The organism is Cytobacillus massiliigabonensis (assembly GCF_900199725.1).
In the GTDB taxonomy this organism is placed as follows: Bacteria; Bacillota; Bacilli; order Bacillales; family Cytobacillaceae; genus Cytobacillus; species Cytobacillus massiliigabonensis.
In genome coordinates, this window is record NZ_LT904904.1 from 1,337,963 (window position 1) to 1,356,864 (window position 18,902).

The 18,902-nt window shown below is 40.4% G+C and carries 17 protein-coding genes, 1 pseudogene and 1 other annotated feature; of the genes and pseudogenes, 17 read left to right on the forward strand and 1 reads right to left on the reverse strand.

Translation table 11 applies throughout. The annotated features are described in order from the left end of the window. The first annotated feature begins 17 nt into the window (after positions 1-17). Positions 18-692 carry a hypothetical protein gene (locus C1726_RS17695; RefSeq protein WP_102274359.1) on the forward strand — a complete coding sequence of 225 codons (675 nt, stop codon included), beginning with the start codon at positions 18-20 and terminating at the stop codon, positions 690-692. A gap of 243 nt (positions 693-935) precedes the next feature. Here the strand turns inward: C1726_RS17695 and C1726_RS17700 are convergent, their stop codons facing one another. Then, positions 936-2,318 (reverse strand): SMI1/KNR4 family protein, encoded by a 1,383-nt coding sequence (locus C1726_RS17700; protein ID WP_102274360.1) that lies wholly within the window; start codon positions 2,316-2,318, stop codon positions 936-938. Positions 2,319-2,609: 291 nt separating this feature from the next. On the opposite strand from C1726_RS17700, the gene C1726_RS26980 reads away from it, so the two are divergent. The 16 genes and pseudogenes from C1726_RS26980 (at position 2,610) to C1726_RS17775 (ending at position 18,828) form a co-directional block, all read left to right on the forward strand. Further along, on the forward strand, positions 2,610-2,711 hold the full coding sequence (locus C1726_RS26980) for a hypothetical protein (RefSeq protein WP_407642075.1): 102 nt from the start codon (positions 2,610-2,612) through the stop codon (positions 2,709-2,711). A 299-nt stretch (positions 2,712-3,010) separates the two neighbouring features. Next, a complete protein-coding gene (locus C1726_RS17705; RefSeq protein WP_102274361.1) occupies positions 3,011-3,811 on the forward strand; it encodes a hypothetical protein in 801 nt (266 codons plus the stop codon). A gap of 20 nt (positions 3,812-3,831) precedes the next feature. Continuing rightward, positions 3,832-5,481 carry a DUF6138 family protein gene (locus C1726_RS17710; protein WP_102274362.1) on the forward strand — a complete coding sequence of 550 codons (1,650 nt, stop codon included), beginning with the start codon at positions 3,832-3,834 and terminating at the stop codon, positions 5,479-5,481. Between the two features lie 247 nt (positions 5,482-5,728). Further along, positions 5,729-6,295: a hypothetical protein gene (locus C1726_RS17715; protein WP_102274363.1), complete on the forward strand. Its 567-nt coding sequence runs from the start codon at positions 5,729-5,731 to the stop codon at positions 6,293-6,295. Between the two features lie 74 nt (positions 6,296-6,369). After that, entirely contained in the window at positions 6,370-6,903 is a 534-nt protein-coding gene (locus C1726_RS17720) for a hypothetical protein (RefSeq protein WP_102274364.1), read from the forward strand. Positions 6,904-7,182: 279 nt separating this feature from the next. Beyond that, positions 7,183-7,464, forward strand: coding sequence for a hypothetical protein (locus C1726_RS17725; RefSeq protein ID WP_102274365.1), 282 nt, complete (start codon positions 7,183-7,185; stop codon positions 7,462-7,464). Between the two features lie 231 nt (positions 7,465-7,695). After that, positions 7,696-7,899, forward strand: a pseudogene (locus C1726_RS26985) (DUF6678 family protein); the annotation flags it as partial. A 55-nt stretch (positions 7,900-7,954) separates the two neighbouring features. Next, complete coding sequence (locus C1726_RS17735) at positions 7,955-8,665, forward strand: DUF4274 domain-containing protein (RefSeq protein ID WP_102274367.1); 711 nt, start codon at positions 7,955-7,957, stop codon at positions 8,663-8,665. A 439-nt stretch (positions 8,666-9,104) separates the two neighbouring features. Next, positions 9,105-9,361, forward strand: a binding site (T-box leader). An 80-nt stretch (positions 9,362-9,441) separates the two neighbouring features. Continuing rightward, on the forward strand, positions 9,442-11,157 hold the full coding sequence (gene ilvB / locus C1726_RS17740) for an acetolactate synthase large subunit (RefSeq protein ID WP_102274368.1): 1,716 nt from the start codon (positions 9,442-9,444) through the stop codon (positions 11,155-11,157). Then, the gene (gene ilvN / locus C1726_RS17745) at positions 11,154-11,672 is read left to right on the forward strand and encodes an acetolactate synthase small subunit (RefSeq protein WP_102274369.1); all 519 of its coding nucleotides are present in this window, start codon (positions 11,154-11,156) and stop codon (positions 11,670-11,672) included. The genes ilvB and ilvN overlap by 4 nt, the downstream gene beginning before the upstream one ends. A gap of 95 nt (positions 11,673-11,767) precedes the next feature. Then, complete coding sequence (gene ilvC / locus C1726_RS17750; RefSeq protein WP_102274370.1) at positions 11,768-12,790, forward strand: ketol-acid reductoisomerase; 1,023 nt, start codon at positions 11,768-11,770, stop codon at positions 12,788-12,790. Then, positions 12,777-14,324: a 2-isopropylmalate synthase gene (locus C1726_RS17755; RefSeq protein WP_102274371.1), complete on the forward strand. Its 1,548-nt coding sequence runs from the start codon at positions 12,777-12,779 to the stop codon at positions 14,322-14,324. Before ilvC ends, C1726_RS17755 begins: the two co-directional genes overlap by 14 nt. A gap of 72 nt (positions 14,325-14,396) precedes the next feature. Further along, the gene (gene leuB / locus C1726_RS17760) at positions 14,397-15,509 is read left to right on the forward strand and encodes a 3-isopropylmalate dehydrogenase (RefSeq protein WP_102274372.1); all 1,113 of its coding nucleotides are present in this window, start codon (positions 14,397-14,399) and stop codon (positions 15,507-15,509) included. A 163-nt stretch (positions 15,510-15,672) separates the two neighbouring features. After that, on the forward strand, positions 15,673-17,091 hold the full coding sequence (gene leuC / locus C1726_RS17765; RefSeq protein WP_102274373.1) for a 3-isopropylmalate dehydratase large subunit: 1,419 nt from the start codon (positions 15,673-15,675) through the stop codon (positions 17,089-17,091). A gap of 15 nt (positions 17,092-17,106) precedes the next feature. Then, positions 17,107-17,697: a 3-isopropylmalate dehydratase small subunit gene (leuD, locus tag C1726_RS17770; RefSeq protein ID WP_102274374.1), complete on the forward strand. Its 591-nt coding sequence runs from the start codon at positions 17,107-17,109 to the stop codon at positions 17,695-17,697. Between the two features lie 105 nt (positions 17,698-17,802). Next, entirely contained in the window at positions 17,803-18,828 is a 1,026-nt protein-coding gene (locus C1726_RS17775) for a tetratricopeptide repeat protein (protein ID WP_102274375.1), read from the forward strand. Positions 18,829-18,902 lie beyond the last annotated feature (74 nt).

An 18,902-nucleotide genomic window follows, 5' to 3' on the forward strand; every position in this document is an offset into this window, starting at 1 on the left:
AAAGAGGAGAAGTACATATGGATAAACAGTCTTACGCAAGGTATTTGCTTCAATTTATGGAAGAAGAGATGGGTTCCGATGAATCATCTATTGATGAAGCTCAGTTCTATGGATATTTCCAAATGTATATGCCAGATGGAATAGGCGTAGAGGCTACTTTTGAACCTCTTGAAGATGGGCATGCTTATTTGCAGAGGATATTACAAATCTATGAAATGCTAAAACCTGAGGATTTTAGCGGACCTGCAGTGCCAGGATATTTTACTAGTAAAGCTAGTAATGTCCCCAATGAGATATTAATAGATTATGGCAGACAGTTTATTCAAGGCTTAAAGGATTTAATATTGGAATCTTCTGAGAAGGCGGTTACGATAGAGTCAGCGGATTACCTGCTTGGAATCGAAGAAATTAAAATTTTGCCTCCTGGATCAATAGATGGAATTCGTCAGCAATACGATCCAGAAATATATGAGACAATTTTTGATATCATTAGCGAACAGAAAGAGTACGATGAACCGATTGAAGTTTTGGACGAGGCGTATTACTCAATTGCCTGTGATTACTGGATTTCATATTATCTTCAATGGCACCGTTATAGATTGAATGGTGATCCGTTCGCAGCATATTTTGAGCTGTACAGACGTGGATACTCAGCGATCTTCTCAGAAAATAAACTGTATATTGGTTCATAATTACAGACCATAGAATGATGAAGAGTATGTGATTCAAATGATGTGCATCATGTGCTTTTTCTAGAGATAAGCAGAATCACCATTAACACAATTCGGAGATGCGAATATGAAGCATCTTTTCATCTGTTGGCTAGCAAAAAGTATAACTATTCAATCGATTCAGCATTGGAGCAGATCTGAATAAGAAGAGCCTGCTTTGGCAGCGAGCTCTTCTTCGTTGTTAGGCATGAACTTGATCTGCGATTAGGCTTCTTTTAACTTAGTAATTACTTCCTCTGCATATGAATTGGCAACACGAATAAACCCGTGATCCTGTACGATCCGTTCTTCCTTGATGCGGTGATTAAGCCAATCAGTAATAAAAGAAGGGCCGTATCCGCCTTGGCCGAATTCCCCGCCAAAAGCAATTATTTTCTCATAGTCTGCCAAATATTGATCGCGACTTGTATCTGAATATGACTTCGTATATAACCAAAACTGTACATCATACATAACATACGATAATTCATCTGCATGAAAAGAAAAATGACCTTTTTCTTCAACAATTCGTGTACATATCCTGCGGATTTTCTGTTCGACCTGTTCCACTTCGGTTACCCGAGAGCATAGCTCCCCCAGCAGAGGAGAAAATTTACCGTGCGCAACTTTATCAAGGGCTTCTTCTTTGTCTTCTTCAGAAGTATCATATTGTTCTTCGCTCACTAATCCTTTTATAAACTCTTCAAAATTATTGGCTAGAAAGGTAATCTCATAATCATCTTCCTGATCTACGTGAACGACTTCAGGTTCACCATCTTTACCGCATGCCCGGTAGTCTAACATGACGACATCATGCCCGGCTGAAGGACAATCACAGATCACCACGCCAATATCAGGATATCCCCATTCCTCAATCATAAATGGACTACCCAGATCCCCGCACAAGGAATAGCTTTTCTCGCGGCCAATTCCCATAATCCCTGTAATAGCGATATGATCCTCTGCCGAGGAAGTTGGTTCCTCTGTTGGAAAGCAAGTGTTCCTCGGCACGCCGCCATTCTGGTGCTTCATCAGATGTATATAAGAGGATGGAAGCTTGTAACCAAGCTCTTTCTCGATTGATTCAATTAGTTCATCCGTAGGTGGCTCAGATTGATAAGATTCTCTTGCATACTGGCTGTCCTCCCAAAAATCAGCTAAAAACGTATCAGAAAAAAGAACCTTCTCCTTTACTGAACCGCCACGTTCCATGGAAGCTTTCTTCTTGGCAAGCCGGAGTTCTTCTTTTTTCTGCTTCTCAGCTTTTTGAATACTCCGTCTTAAAAAATACTCCGTACTTTGATCATCGGGTTCTAATTGACAAGATCTGCGGAAAGCTTGAGCAGCATCCTCAAATCGGCTCAAATGATAAAACGTGTAACCTATTCGATAATGCCATAGAGAATCCTGTTTGCCAGCCTCGGCAATGTTCTCAAGTTGGTAAAGTGCTTTTTCATACAGTCCCAAATTGTTGTAGGCTCTTGCCAAACGGCTGATTGATTCATAGTTTTGTTCTCCATCGGGAATAGCTATTAGCAAATCCACAATTTTCTGATGTTCGTCTTCTTCATGCCACTTGTTCAGTTGTTCAAATAGTATTTGATTCATTTCTACCTCCAAAATGTTTATTAAGATACTAGCTTCATTGTGTTAGGCAGTCTCTACCTTAAAATAGTAATAGCTATAATAGAGGATACTATAATTCTTCTATAATTAGGAACCAAGGAATGACAAGTATTCTAAATATAGGATTTTAGATATAGATAACAATACAGACAAAAAATTTAGTTCAGAGTGTAAAAAATACTTCATTAGAGTAGACCAGGTTGAGCTAAACAAGGGAATTGGGTTACTCACAGAGATAATCGATCTTTTTGAAGAGAGCGCAACGTAGGGAAAATCCCCACTGAAGTAACAGGAAGTGACGCAGCGGCTTTCTGCGATGGTCTTATTAAAGATTCAAATACTTACGCTAACACTTATCAAGAATCTGGTGATTAAGAAGATAAAAAGGCAAGAAATAGGTTATGTATCAATTGAATTAAAAGAGGATATCGCCCCATACTAGTTACTTAATTCGCGGCTATTTTGTTTATCAGTACAAGTTCTTAAGTATTCCTCCATAATTTACCTAAGGAAACCTATTAAGCTTACGGGCATGTCAGTTTATAAGAGAATTGGTATAATAATGTAAATATATGTGTTGAGGAGCAGAGAGTCTATCAAACAGACAGCATTTACCATGGTGACAATTTCAAGGAATATTTAAGGCTGAATTCGGAGATAGGGAGGGAGTTATGATGGATTCTAAAGCAAAGAAGATATTAACAAGCACTTTTTGGTCAGCCAGCGGCTGGAAACAAGGTGGGCTGGCAAACTGCAGCGCAGAAGATTTTGAGTACGCGAAGAATAAAGGACTGATGTTTGATCCTCTGACCGTCACACACGATGAATGTATCAGCAGATTGCGGCAGATTCACGAAGTTGAAATGAACCGGGAGAAAGTGGTTGGAGCTTTTCTGCATAGTCTAACAACTCGGAAGGTCTATTTACGGAGCGCTTTGTCAAGCTGGGCGTTGACCCGTGAACTCTGCCTGCATGCATACAGTGACAAACAAGCAGAGGAACCGATGTATAGTTCATGTGCTTATTGCAACGACAATCGTCTAATGTCTGATGAACAATACATCGATTATGATCTGAATGTGCTTCAATTCGAGAGGGTGAAATGGGGAGGCGTTCGACACAACCATCTCATCTATTGCTTAATGGATCTGGAATTGGTAAGCAAGGAACCCGAGCTTGTAGTGACAAAAGATGACGTGAACATTCTGAAAGAAATGATAGAAGCCATAGATAAGTGCGATAAGCAGGATGCAGCACGCGGCCTCGAGAAACGCTGGAAAGACGTATTCCCATCGAATAAGCATGAAAGAGATTCGGTGCTTGAAATTTGGGGATATGCCGGACTGCTTGTTGCTGGGAGTGATTTTCGTAAAGAGAGGGGACGAGGCACAGATTTTATGTCTGTAGCAACCTGGCGCGGGGAAGATGGTTATTCTCGTGAAAGGATGGAATATCTATTCGGAACGTATCTTTAGCATAATGAGGAGGAGCAATAATGGACACAGCCGTACAGAGGTTTTTAGATGATGTGTGGAACAAGCTGATGACTATATACAACAAAGAGAGCAAAAGAATAAATGAATTCGTATCCCATCGTCCGCTCCAGGCAGGAGTAATGGATTATTTACAGGTCGCTTGGCATGACGGGAAAATACATATTGATATTGAAGAACCGCTTGATTGGACTGATAGCTCTTATAAAATCGAAGCAGGTCCTTATGTTGCTGAGCTCACGGAAGAACGAATTAGAACTGAGCTTTATCCGGCATTTCGCAAGGAAGTGGAGGAGCTCTTTTTATCGGATAAACTTGGACCTCATTTTTTTGATTATCGATTCCAGATTGTACTTTCCGTTGAAATGGAAGACGAAGACATAAAGATTTGCGATCAGTTCGTAAATAATGAGAAGCTGAACCAGCTCCGCCAATCATTACAGAAGTTTATAACATCCAAAATCATATCTAATCTTCCCGTATTGCCAAGTGTGGATGACCAGTTTTTCTTTTCTCGTCATCTGATAAATCCTGAACTAATCAAGCAAAAAGAAGATACAGTTGACCCTTTAATCGGCCGTTTATCCGACAAGCTCAGCAGCAACAAAGAACGCTTGAACGAATGGATTGGCCAATATACTTCGGCTATGGATGATTGGATACAGAATGATTATCTTCCTCGCTATTTTAATCGTGCAGACAGCTATGCGATAGAATGGATACCCAAAGAGGATATGGCTCTTATAAATCCGAATGCAGATCAACTTTCATTTTTTGTGTATACTGCTCTGCAAATAGGAAGGAAAAGACCGGGTACTCGTGAGCAATATTTGAAACTTGCAGTCCAGATTGGGTCAAAACAGGCTGCAGATTATATCCGGCATGGGAGCGGGAAATTCGCTCCAGTATATAAAGGGAACTATGCAGAAATTCATAATAATGATGTAACCCAGACCATTGAAGTCCGGATTTTGGCCGAGGAGGAAGCAGCTTATGGAGAAGTGCTGGATCACATGACCGAATTGCTGCAAAAAGGATTTCCGAAGGAATATAACCTGAAGCTGAAGAGCAAACAAAAGAACTATCTTCCTTTAAAAAAGATGGCTAAATCGGGACTGCACCGTTTTTTTGCAGGGGCACTTACCTATCCTGCCCTTTTTCCAAAATTGGATGCGTATGCGAACATCGTTATGGAACCCTATGCATGGTATAAGGATACAGAACCCTGTGAAAAGTCAGTCATGCCTGGCACCTATGCGGTACTCGGATTAGGATTGTACAGCAGGGACTATTTTTCACTCGTCACTCGTTATATGGAGATGGTAGATACGGAGCACCAGATGATACAGGATGACTATGCGCAAGTCTTTATTGATGCGCATGGCGTGGAGCCTGAGCTTATGCCGGTTCTGATAGACATTTTGCTTGCAGGGAATGAGGAAGCAAGGCCTGTGAAAAACTTCGTCATCGATCGGATCGAGCTAGCAAAAGCGCTTCTTCAAGAGCTGTTATCTAAAGAAATATATGAACGAGAGCTGGTTCTATACCGGATATTCGGAAGCCTTGAAAAGCTGAAAAAGGCCGCAAAATCAGAGCAAACGGAGCTTGAGCTTAAGGCTATTTATGCGGAGCTGCTGGCTCTTGTAAGTTGATTGTTACTGGGTCACTCACTTTACGTATACATGATGTCTGCATGTTCCGATTCTGATTATTGGTCAATTAACGAAGTAACCTAGAACAGTAAGACAGCAGGAGACATCTCAGAAATAGTAAGTCTTAGCCTTGAGTGGTTTTCTGGAAAAGCTTGGGGTAAGGGATAGAGCTATGGCGATTTCGGGATAAGACATGGGGATAATTTAAGTTAGCTTAGGGATTAAAGGCTGAAAAGAGGGGTCTAACGTGAAATACAAATTTACCGAAGTGCTGAATGATCTTATAAACTATTTCATTCTCGGAGATATTTTGCTGCTGGAAAGCTGGAAACAGTCTAATAATCATTCAGATAATTTAGCAATGGAGTTTACAACAAACGAGAGCGGCGATAAGGCTGTGCTTGATGGTATCATACTTCCAATGGCAGGGATTGAAAACTATCCCTATACCATCATATTTAATCTTTCTGGTGATACACCGGAATTGTTAAAACCAGATAGCCAATTACAATTCAGACGTGCTGGCTATTCGCTTAAAGTTGAAAACAACATACTTATGCTGTTTACTTGGCGAATATTAGAACAATTCACTAACGAAAGAGTCAGCGCTTTACTTAATCATTACCGGCAATACAAAAGGCCAATGATTGAAATTGAAAACGGCTGGTACAGCATAGAGATATTGGGTGGAGAAACTTTGCAAGATTCAGATTATGAACCAACATTTGAGTTTGTTTTGCGAAAGACAGAGAGGAAGGGACCTGCGGAATTTGATATTATTACAGATTTTAAGATTGAAAGTTCCGCCTACTAAAATAGAATTTTGCAAGCTGATATAGACGAATAGGACATCAAGAAGTAACTTCTCTTCTGATTGGAGTGACTGTTTTGAAATATTTAAAAGATATACAGGAGCCGGGGATGGGGACCTGGTATTTTGAAATTGATAACGACGGTGTGGCATACAGACAGATGGTTTATCATGATGACGGCACTTGTATTACATCGAATCGCCAGCATGATTTCTATCATTTTATGCTGGCAGAACATCCACTAGATGCACAGGAATCCTATTATAAAGAAATTAGTCAGGCGGAGTTCGAGGAACTCTGGTACGAGCAGCTTCAACTCGGTTTGGAAGACTGGCATCGAACCCAAAGTCTGTTCCCTGTTGGGACTCAAGTGGAAGGGTATATAGAAGTTTTTTTTCCACAAGGTACTTTGATTAACTTATTATTGGAACCTCAGACCGTAGGTATTACGGACACATCTGCTTTGAAATCTGAAACCCCTGCTGAATGGATGTACCCACGCTATCGAGTGTGCGCAGAAGTATCTGGATACGATGAAGTTAATCAGTGGGTACTTCTTACTCGTGCTAAAGTTTTGGGAAGTCAGTATGAAGAAGCGGAAGTTGATTAATATACGAAGACTGAATTTTAATGAAACAATTAAATATTGGGAACGCCAATGGAGACCACGAAGGGGATTAGCAACTGTTCGAAATATCTCTCGACCGTTTATTACAAGAGAATGTGTTGACCGGAGCGTGTGATGCGTTCTGGCTATACCAAGAGCGAAAGGGCTCGACACCTTGGCATGCAGCATTCAGCCGAGAAACCGGGGATTGCGGAAGCTTACTTCATTTCACACATGTAGCGAGCTGCCATAAACACGTGGAAATCAATGAAAGGATGAGTGATGACCTTGAGATACACCGAATATGTCCGTTTGAAAACAGGTAGATACCAATCTGTAGGAAAGTTTGGCGATAATATTTATGCATATGAGGTTCTAACCGGGGTAACTGACTCTCCGGAGTACCATCAAATTTCTAAGGAGGAATTCGATTCGTTTGAAACTTGGACCCAAGAGTATATATCGGATCTTAAAAAAATGTATGAAATCATAAACCGCCCTGTCATCTGTAGCGGTTATTTGGGGAAAGAGGAGTTGGATTATTCGCTGCTTCGTGATATGTAGCCGTAAAAAAATAATAATTATTGGTGGTATAGATGGAATAAGGGAATCTTTAGTATTTATTCCTGTCATTAGAGGTTCTGGAAGGGGTGAAATGTTGCGGTTGATACACAATTCGAGATCTTCGCAACCATTACACAAACAAATCACTTATCGAACTTAGGTTTCAATATGGTGCAAAATCAAAACAAAATGAGAGTAATTGAGACCCTTGCTGAATGAAATTTAGTTTCTGTCATGAATGATACAAAGTGGCGAGAACTCCAAGATGCAGTAATAAATACTTTGTTATTTCCGCCACCATATCAAAGCAAGTTTTTGTTAGAAGATAAATTACACCCAGAAGAATTTGAAACGGATGTTTGGTATTGGGGAGATTGGAAAGAGGCCATTGTACCATTTTACAGTGCTGAGTGGGTACGACATAAAACCTATTAAAGAGATAGAGTTAACTATAAGCTGTATATTGGACCGTAATAAAGGGGGAGTACTCTTGAATTGGAAGGAAGTTAGCAAAACAAAAGATCTTTCTCAGGTACAGAAGGCAGCAGCAGAACTGGATGTAAATGAACGGGACGAGCGGGGGAGAACACCGCTGATGCTATTTTTGACCAATCGAATGCCTGTTCAGGCGATAGAGATATTGATCAAGCATGGAGCAGAACTTGAGGCACAGGATAAACTTGGGGATACACCACTTAAAAAAGCTGTAAAGTTCAAGCAAATTGAAGCCCTGTTAACACTCATCGAAGCTGGGGCCAAACTGGACTCGCCACTAGGCATATTAGCTACAGCTTGGAATGCGGCCCGTGCAGATAAAAAGTTCGCTGATCTTCTGCTCGAAACAAAAGGAGCCGTTCGCCTTTCTCTGACACAGGAAGAGCAAAGGGGTGTTGAAGAGGTTTTGTATGAGGAGTCTCAGAAAAAGATGTGCGATAAGATAGAACGAATAAATTCGCCGGAACTATTACATGCCATTGTGAACGAATATAACTGGGATGATGGCCCGGAACCGATGCTGTCCGTTTTTCATAATCCAGTCACTCCAGAAATTACACTACTCGACATGTATGAATTGTTAGATGGAGATTATTGGATGGAGAAGAGTAATTCGGATGATCTGCTGAACACGGAAGAGGAGAAACGCTTTAAAGAACTTGCTGTTGCATTGAATGAAAGATTAAAGGGAACCGCCGTTGAATAATGACTGATGAAGGCCCAAAGGAGATCACAAGAAGATATTCCGCTTAGCTTTATTATTAGGTTCTCTTTAAGTGTGATGAATTAACCAGTTAGACTACATATCTTACTATTTAAACTCACTTCTTAAAAGTGAGTTTTGTATTTTATTAAATCAATGATTTTTAAAGGAAAGATAAAAAATTTTTTAATTGGCAGACTGTGTATACCACAACGATGTAAGCGGATACAACAATTCAGATTAATTTAAATTATCAAATAATTTTCAAAAAGGGTGTTGACGGTTTGATGAAATGGGCGTAAGATAGTCCTCAATATAAGAAATTAGAAAATTCAAGAAATATAAACCGGTGAATTTTTAGGCTGATAAAACGTCCATACATAGTTTTTTTTAACCTGAAAATTTACCGATTTAAAGTATTAAAATATCAAAAATGAATAATAAAAAAGCGAAGAAGAGGATAAGTAGTTTTATGAATTGGAATTTACAGAGAGCCGGAGCTGCTGTGAACCGGTAATTCCACCATAAGATGAACTCACCTCTGAGCACCAGCTTGAAAGAGGCAATTGAGTAGAGTTGGTCGGGTGTCTATCACTCGTTATCAAAACGGACAGAAAGCAGATGTCCATAAGTGCATGCAGATCGCATGAATTTAGGGTGGTACCGTGGAATGGGATTTAAAGCCTTTCCACCCCTTATACCTAGGAATAGTAGGTTTTTAAGGGGTGGAAAGGCTTTTTATATTTGAATAAAAGGATAAAAGAGGAGGTTTTATACGAATGTTGCAGCAAGCTGCCTTAACAGAATCAAATACCAATGCCGAAATGGTTACTGGTGCTGATCTGTTATTAGAGGCCTTGGAAAAGGAAAAGGTGGAAGTGATTTTTGGATATCCTGGGGGAGCTGTGCTTCCGATCTATGACAAGCTTTATGATTCAAAAATTCTTCACGTTCTGCCAAGGCATGAGCAAGGAGGAATTCATGCAGCCGAAGGGTACGCGAGAATTTCAGGAAAGCCTGGAGTGGTTATAGCCACGTCTGGTCCAGGAGCAACTAACATTGTTACGGGTCTCACAGACGCAATGATGGATTCTCTCCCGCTCGTTGTATTCACCGGTCAAGTTCCAACAAATGTAATTGGCTCTGATGCTTTCCAAGAAGCGGATGTACTTGGAATTACAACACCCATTACAAAATACAATTACCAGGTGCGAAACATTGAAGACATCCCTCGAATTGTAAAAGAGGCATTCTATATTGCCTCAAGCGGAAGACCGGGTCCAGTCTTGATAGACATTCCAAAAGACATTGCAGCATCGGTATCAAAACCTCCAGAAGAACAAGAAATAAAGCTGCCTGGCTATCAGCCAACCGTTCAGCCCAACTATCTGCAAATTAAAAAATTATCTGAGGCAGTTAGTCGAGCAAAGAAACCAGTCATCCTCGCTGGAGCTGGTGTTCTGCTTGCAAAGGCATCGAAGGAATTAAAAGAATATGCAGAGCAGCAGCACCTTCCAGTCATTCATACATTGCTTGGATTAGGAGGATTTCCGGCAGACCATAACTTATTTGTTGGGATGGCAGGCATGCATGGGTGCTATGCATCGAATATGGGTTTGAGTGAATGTGATTTATTAATTAATATCGGTGCACGATTTGATGACAGGCTAACAGGAAATTTACAATTCTTTGCCCCTCATGCAACGGTTGCACACATTGATATTGATCCAGCTGAAATTGGGAAGAATGTTCCAACAGCCATACCGGTTGTTGCAGATGCGAAAGAAGCATTGAAAGAACTAATCAAACAAAATGGAAAGCCTCCGGTTCATACGGAATGGCTGGAACAAATTCATAAATGGCAAGAAGAATATCCTTACTATTACGGAGAGTCAGCCGCTCTAAAGCCGCAAAAAGTGATGGAGATGCTTTACGAAAAGACAACTGGTGATGCAATTGTCGTTACGGATGTAGGGCAGCACCAAATGTGGGCAGCACAATATTATCAATTTAATCAAGCCAATCGATGGGTAACCTCGGGCGGACTAGGAACAATGGGGTTTGGTTTGCCAGCAAGCATCGGCGCTCAGCTTGCTGATCCAGATCGATGTGTCATTGCAGTTCTTGGGGATGGCGGATTTCAAATGTCTACACAAGAGCTAACAGTTATTAAAGAACTAAATCTGCCTATTAAAATCGCAGTATTCAATAATCTAGCTCTAGGCATGGTACGGCAATGGCAGGAAATTTTTTATGACAAACGATATGCCCATAGTAAAATCCCTATTCAGCCTTCCTTTGTGAAGCTAGCAGATGCTTATGGAATAAAAGCATATGAAATAAATACAGCAGAAGAAGCTGAAGTCATTTTAGAAGAAGTGCTGAATAATCGTGAGCCCGTTCTGCTAGATATTCGTATTGATCCTGATGAAAATGTCTATCCGATGATTGCCCCAGGGAAAGGGCTGCATGAAATGGTAGGTGCAAAGCCTTGAAAAAAATCATTAGTATGACAGTCATGAATCGCCCTGGCGTTCTTAATCGAATTACCAACCTTTTTTCTAAGAGGAACTACAATATTGAAAGCATATCTGTAGGATTGACAGAACAGGAAGGAATTTCAAGGATTACATGTATCATTCATGTAGAAAGTGATCGGGAAGCCGAACAAATTACGAAACAGCTGAATAAACAGATTGATATTTTAAAAGTAACAGATATTAGTGATCAGGCAATTGTTGCCAGAGAACTGGCATTAATTAAGGTGCTCTCCACCCCGCAAACTAGGAATGAACTTTATGCATTAATCGAGCCATTTCGAGCAGCGGTTATTGATGTAAGCAAAGATAGCCTTGTTATACAGATCACAGGGGAATCAGAAAAGATTGAAGCATTTATTGAACTGATTAAGCCTTATGGAATTAAGGAGCTTGCTCGCACAGGAACGACGGCATTCCCAAGAGGAACACAAAAACCAGTCAATACGCAAAAAACTTACTCAATCGTTTAATTAAAAGCTGAAATCAACCTCTACAAATTAAATATTAATTAGTAATAATTTTTATAAGAATAGTCTTTAATTTAAAAAAAGAAAGGAAGATAACAATGGCGAAAATGTACTATAACGGAGATGCAAATCCAGCTTATTTAAATGGGAAGAAGGTAGCAGTGATTGGCTATGGATCACAAGGTCATGCCCATGCTTTAAATATGAGAGACAGCGGGGTTGAAGTTGTTATTGGGCTCCGCAAAGGGAAATCCTGGGATAAAGCAGCAGAAGATGGCTTTCAAGTTTATTCTGTTGGAGAAGCAACAGCACAGGCAGATGTAGTTATGATTCTATTGCCAGATGAGCTCCAGCCGAAAGTATATAAAGAGGAAATTGAGCCAAATTTAACAAATCAAGCACTCATGTTTGCTCACGGTTTTAATATTCATTTCAATCAAATTGTCCCGCCGAAAGAAAGCGATGTGCTCCTCGTTGCACCAAAAGGTCCTGGTCATCTTGTTAGGAGGACATATGAACAGGATGCAGGTGTTCCGGCCCTTTTCGCAATCTACCAGGATGTATCAGGTGAAGCACAGGAACTTGCTCTAGCCTATGCAAGGGCCATCGGTGCCTTACGTGCTGGTGCATTAGAAACGACCTTTAAAGAGGAAACGGAAACAGATCTATTTGGAGAACAGGCTGTTCTTTGTGGAGGGCTGACATCACTTGTTAAGGCAGGCTTCGAAACGTTAGTCGAAGCAGGGTACCAGCCAGAATTAGCTTACTTTGAATGCTTGCATGAATTGAAGCTGATTGTTGACTTAATGTATGAAGGCGGATTAGAAGGAATGCGTTATTCAATTTCAGATACAGCACAATGGGGAGATTTCGTAAGCGGGCCACGTGTAGTTGATGGAAGAGTGAAGGAAGAAATGAAAGCTGTTCTTAAAGATATCCAGGACGGAAAGTTTGCTAAAGGCTGGATCTTAGAAAATCAAGCAAACCGCCCTGTATTTAATGCAGTAAATGAAAGAGAAAAGCAGCATCAAATTGAGCAGGTGGGAAGAGAACTTAGAAAAATGATGCCGTTTGTTAATAGCGGGAAAAAGAAGGAAGCTGTTGCTAGTGCAAACCATTAAAATTTTTGATACTACCTTAAGGGATGGAGAACAGTCAGCCGGTGTGAATCTGAATTTTTCGGAAAAGTTAGAAATTGCTAAGCAGCTGGAAAGATTAAATGTAGATATTATGGAAGCTGGTTTTCCTGCCGCGTCAAAAGGTGATTTCTTATCCGTACAAAAAATTGCCCAAACGATAAAAAATTGTTCTGTCACGGGACTTGCACGTGCGGTTATCTCAGATATTGATGCAGCATGGGAAGCGCTGAAGCACGGTGCAGAACCAAGGCTCCATACCTTTCTTGCAACATCACCGATTCATCGGGAATACAAACTGAAAATGTCGAAAGAAGAAGTCATCCATACAGCAGTAGAAACAGTGAAATACGCTGCTAAGAAATTTCCAATTATTCAATGGTCTGCAGAAGATGCATCGAGAACGGAGCTGCCTTTCCTGGCAGAAATTATCGAAAAGGTTATTCAGGCTGGAGCGAAAGTAATCAATATTCCAGATACTGTTGGATACGGAACACCTCAAGAATATGGAGCTATTTTTAAATACCTGAAAGAAAATGTTCCTTCTATTAATAAAGTTTCCTTGTCAACACATTGTCATGATGATTTAGGAATGGCGATTGCTAATTCACTTGCAGCGGCAGAAAATGGCGCAACACAAGTGGAAGGGACTATAAATGGAATAGGAGAAAGAGCAGGAAATGCTGCACTTGAGGAGTTTGCGGTAGCCCTGCATATTAGAAAGGATTATTATCAGGCATCAACCCGTCTGAACCTTCATGAGATCAGCCGCACAAGCAGTCTTGTCAGCAGGCTTACGGGAATGATTGTTCCTGCTAATAAGGCGGTAGTCGGCAAAAATGCTTATGCGCATGAATCTGGGATTCATCAGGATGGCGTACTCAAGGAAAAAACAACCTATGAAATTATTTCTCCTGACTTAGTAGGATTCCAGTCTAATTCATTAGTTTTAGGAAAGCATTCAGGCAGACATGCCTTTAAAAACCGGCTAGATGAATTAGGACTAAACGTTCCAGAGGAAAATATTAAGCCGCTATTTAGCGCATTCAAGGATTTGGCGGACCGAAAAAAAGAAATGACTGATGAAGACTTGGTTGCCCTTGTTCTTGAGGAAGAGCTGTCAAAGGAAGAGCGATTCTATGAATTAATTCATTTGCAGATCCAATATGGGACAAATCAAATACCAACTGCAACTGTTACTTTATCAGGGGCAGATAAAGAGGTCATCCAAGAGGCTGGAACGGGAGCAGGAAGTATCGAAGCCCTCTATAATACATTGGAAAAATGTGTGGAAGGATCAATCAATCTCTTAGATTACCGAATTCAGTCTGTTGGAGGAGGCAGAGATGCACTTGCCCAAGTATATGTGAAACTCACTTATCTGGATATTGAAACAAGTGGGCGGGGACTTGCACAAGATGTGCTGGAGGCCTCGGCAAAAGCTTACTTAAACGCGATTAACAGAGTCATTTACATGAAGGATAAGGGGCCTGAACCGGCAGTAAGCATTACCCCATAATAAGAAAGACCGATTTTAATCTACAGTTATCAAATATAAATTCATTCATAATCATAAGACGGAGGGATAACAATGAAAAAACGTATCGCAGTACTACCAGGAGATGGAATCGGCAAAGAAGTGGCAAAGGGAGCAATTGAAATTTTGCAAGCTGTTGGAGAGCGTTTCGGACACCAGTTCTATTTTCAATACGGATTAATCGGTGGAGAAGCAATCGATGCGGTTGGTTCGCCACTTCCGAATGAAACAATCGAGCTGTGCAAACAAAGCGATGCGGTTTTACTAGGAGCAGTTGGCGGTCCAAAATGGGAACGTCAGCCAGCACACCTTCGTCCAGAACGTGGACTGTTAAAAATCCGGAAAGAACTTAATCTATATGCGAACCTTAGGCCAACGAGCTATTATTCAAGTCTTGCAGACTCCTCACCCCTTCGTAAAGAAGTAATTGAAGGTGTCGATATGGTCATGGTAAGGGAATTAGCAGGCGGTTTATATTTCGGCAAACCGAGTGAGCGTACACGAAAAAACGGAGAAGATGAAGTAGTAGATACGCTGTATTACAAAAGGGCAGAAATGGAAAGAGTGATTAAACTAGCATTCCAGCTAGCTAAAGATAGAAAAGGGAAGGTAACATCAGTCGATAAAGCGAATGTGTTAGAATCCAGCCGAATGTGGAGAGAAGTTGCTGAATCAGTTTCTAAACAATATCCAGATGTTGAGCTAGAACACATGCTTGTGGACAATGCAGCCATGCAAATGATTAAACATCCAAAACGGTTTGATGTCATTGTAACTGAGAATATGTTCGGTGATATTTTGAGTGATGAGGCGTCGGTTTTAACTGGATCGTTAGGAATGCTTCCTTCTGCCAGTCTATCTGAAGATGGACCATATCTATATGAACCGATTCATGGCTCAGCGCCTGATATTGAAGGGAAAAACACGGCAAACCCAATTGCGATGATTCTATCAGCTGCCATGATGCTTCGCCTATCATTTGGCATGAAGAAGGAGGCTGAAGCGGTTGAGCAAGCAGTAAATCAAGTGCTTGATGCTGGATACAGAACAAAAGACATTATGTCATTCGGCAAGAAGGCTGTAACAACAAAAGAAATGGCCGAAGAAGTGAAAGCAACTCTAATGGATAATGAAGCGATTATGCATATCATGAGTGCGTACGCATAGAAAAGCGGAGGCGGCTGTTTAGCCCCGACAGTTGAGCGATTTGTTGGTCCTATTGGGGATAGATAAAAAGATTTGCAGCCATACCTGAAATGAAAGCTATTAAATAGAAAACACGACCAAATATGGTCGTGTTTCTTTTCAAAAAAGAAAGCAGGAGGAAAAAATGGGGAAAACAATTATTGATAAGATATGGGAAAAGCATGTTGTCTATCAAGAGGAAGGAAAGCCTGATTTAATCTATATAGATCTTCACTTAGTACATGAGGTAACCTCACCACAGGCATTTTCTGGGTTAAGAATGAAAAACCGTAAAGTTAGAAAACCAGAGAGAACGTTTGCGACGATGGATCATAACGTGCCGACTGTGAATCGGTATAAGATTGATGACCCAGTTGCTTTAAATCAAATGACGACTTTGGAAAAAAACTGTTTGGAATTCGGCATCCCACTTGCTGGGATGGACAGTCCGGATCAGGGAATCGTTCATGTGATAGGTCCTGAGCTTGGACTAACACAGCCTGGAATGACGATTGTTTGCGGTGACAGTCATACGTCTACACACGGGGCATTTGGCGCAATTGCCTTTGGAATTGGTACAAGCGAAGTGGAACATGTGTTAGCGACACAAACGCTTTGGCAAACAAAACCGAAAACATTAAAAATCGAAATAAATGGAGAGCTTCAAAAAGGGGTTACGTCTAAAGATGTCATCCTTTATATTCTATCCAAATATGGTGTCAATTTTGGGCAAGGGCATGTTATTGAATACTGTGGTGAGGTTATCGAAAGAATGTCCATGGAAGAGCGGATGACTATTTGTAATATGTCAATTGAAGGAGGAGCAAGAGCTGGTTTAATCAGCCCTGATGATACGACATTTTCCTATTTAGAAGGAAGGAAGCACGCACCAAAAGGAGAAGAGTTTAAAATGGCTGTCATGCAGTGGAGAGAACTTGCTTCTGACGAGGATGCCGTATTTAATAAAACGATAACGATTGACGGAAATGTAATTACACCAATGGTAAGCTGGGGAACAAATCCCTCTATGACATCGAGTATTAATGAAGCTATTCCATATTTAAAAGATTGTAAAAATGAACTGGAACAAAAATCGCTAGAAAGAGCAATTGATTATATGGGTCTAAAAGAAGGCCAGAAAATTGCTGACATTGAAATACAACATGTTTTTATCGGCTCGTGCACAAATTCACGATTAGAAGACTTGCGTCAAGCTGCTGAAATTGTAAAAGGGAAAAATATTCATCCAACTGTGAGAGCATTAGTTGTACCGGGTTCTCAGCAAGTTAAGAAGCAAGCTGAGTCGGAAGGGTTAGATTTGATCTTCCAAAAGGCAGGCTTCGAATGGCGGGAATCAGGCTGCAGCATGTGTTTGAGCATGAATAACGATATCGTTCCAAGCGGAGAGCACTGCGCATCCACTTCGAACCGTAACTTTGAAGGCAGACAAGGAACAGGGGCTAGAACTCATTTAGTCAGCCCGGTAATGGCTGCTGCTGCCGCATTATATGGACGGTTTGTTGATGTCAGTGAAAAGGTATCTGCTAAAAGTCATATAGGATAGGGAGGAAGTGGAGAAATGAGTGGGTTGAGAAAGATAGAAGGAAAAGCAGTTGCAATGAATCGTGCGAATGTAGATACAGATCAAATCATACCAAAACAATTTTTAAAACGAATTGAGAAAACAGGGTTTGGTCAATATTTATTTTATGACTGGCGGTATACAAAGGAAGGAAAGGAGAATCCTATGTTTGAATTAAACCAGCCTGAAAATCAGGGTGCTTCAATCTTAATTGCCAATGAAAATTTTGGATGTGGATCCTCTAGAGAGCATGCGCCTTGGGCACTGTCGGATTACGGCTTTAAAGTTGTGATTGCTCCATCGTTTGCAGATATTTTTCATCAAAATTGTCTGAAAAATGGGCTGCTTCCAGTAAAGCTGCAAGCGGCAGAAGTAGCGTATTTATTAGATAAATCTCAAAATCATCCTTGCCACTTAACAATAAACCTCGAAAGGGAAACGGTAACAGATGACAACGGCTTTTTAGCTTCCTTTCCAATTACTGCTTATTGGAAGAAGATGCTGTTAAATGGCTGGGATGAGATTGAAATTACCCTTCAATTGGAAGATGAAATAGTGCAATACGAGAGTTCTAAATATATCGGATGATCGTTGCTTTAAGGTTCACAGCAAAGGAGAAGGCTGTGGATCTTTTTTGTTTTTTTAAAGTTTTCATGCTAAACTTACTTCAAAATTAAGTAGGGCGGGAACTGCATGAAGAAACGGGATCGGAAAAAATTAAATGATAAAGTAATCCTTTTTCCCGATCTGGAAAAAAGGCTTCTTGAAAAAGGGCTTGAAAAAATGCAACAGAAAAGATTTCGGGAAGCAACCGAGCACTTAGAAGAAGCAATACGATTAGATCCTGAAAATAGCGATATTCATATCGGATTAGTACTCGCATATTTTGAATGGGGCTCATTGCAAAAGGCAAAGGAAATAGCAGCGAGTATGCTGCAAAAAGGAATTGGGGAATACATCCAAATTATTGACCTATACTTAATGATTCTTGTCCAGCTTCATCAATATGAGGAAATTGTAACGACGATAGAGATTCTATTAGAAGAAAAAGAGATTCCAACGGAAAAATACGAAAACTTTACTCGAATGTTAGAATTCAGCAGGAGAATGGCAGAGGAAAAACCTGAAAAGGAAGCTAAAGAAGAAGCGGCTTTAGTAGAATTGGATAAAGACCTAGACTTGTTTGCTCTCAAGACTCAACAAGAGCAAGTGAATATGGCTGCCAAGTTAGCAGAGAGAAATATTCGATCGTATGTTGGCGAAATAAACACATATCTCCAATCGAAGGAAGGGTCACCTTTCTTCAAAACGATGCTCCTTAATGTTTTAATTGAGCATGATTATGATAAAGAGGTCACCGTTGAGAAACTTGGAAGAAAACTTTCAGTCATACCCTTTCAGCTCCCTCCTATTCATAAGCAGCCAGAGACTGAATTACTTCTTAATGTTCTCAGCAGTCAAATTGAACATGAAGATCCAATTCTGTTTGAAAATATTAAAAGCTTGATTAACCGCCATTCTTTCATTCTTTACCCATTTCAGCTAGAAACGTATAAAGAAAATGTTTGGGCAGCCGCGTATCATACTCTCGTAGCTGAATATTTAGGTTCAGCTATGGATGAAGATCTGCTCATGCGGTATCAAGTGGAAATCGAAGAACTGAAAGCCGCACTGCTAGAATTAAGACAGCTTGAAGAAATTTCATCTTCCGATTTTTAGTCTTCCTTGTTGAAAGAAAAGGAACGTGTGGTATAATATAATGGTTGTATATGTAGATGGTATTTTTTATGTTA

Bases quoted from the DNA above. Each gene is read 5' to 3' on its own strand.
- C1726_RS17705 (WP_102274361.1), top strand. From the start codon at position 3,011: ATGGATTCTAAAGCAAAGAAGATATTAACAAGCACTTTTTGGTCAGCC.
- leuC (WP_102274373.1), top strand. From the start codon at position 15,673: ATGGGGAAAACAATTATTGATAAGATATGGGAAAAGCATGTTGTCTAT.
- ilvB (WP_102274368.1), top strand. From the start codon at position 9,442: ATGTTGCAGCAAGCTGCCTTAACAGAATCAAATACCAATGCCGAAATG.
- C1726_RS17725 (WP_102274365.1), top strand. From the start codon at position 7,183: ATGACCTTGAGATACACCGAATATGTCCGTTTGAAAACAGGTAGATAC.
- C1726_RS17710 (WP_102274362.1), top strand. From the start codon at position 3,832: ATGGACACAGCCGTACAGAGGTTTTTAGATGATGTGTGGAACAAGCTG.
- leuB (WP_102274372.1), top strand. From the start codon at position 14,397: ATGAAAAAACGTATCGCAGTACTACCAGGAGATGGAATCGGCAAAGAA.
- ilvC (WP_102274370.1), top strand. From the start codon at position 11,768: ATGGCGAAAATGTACTATAACGGAGATGCAAATCCAGCTTATTTAAAT.
- C1726_RS17695 (WP_102274359.1), top strand. From the start codon at position 18: ATGGATAAACAGTCTTACGCAAGGTATTTGCTTCAATTTATGGAAGAA.
- C1726_RS17700 (WP_102274360.1), bottom strand. From the start codon at position 2,318: ATGAATCAAATACTATTTGAACAACTGAACAAGTGGCATGAAGAAGAC.
- leuD (WP_102274374.1), top strand. From the start codon at position 17,107: ATGAGTGGGTTGAGAAAGATAGAAGGAAAAGCAGTTGCAATGAATCGT.
- C1726_RS17775 (WP_102274375.1), top strand. From the start codon at position 17,803: ATGAAGAAACGGGATCGGAAAAAATTAAATGATAAAGTAATCCTTTTT.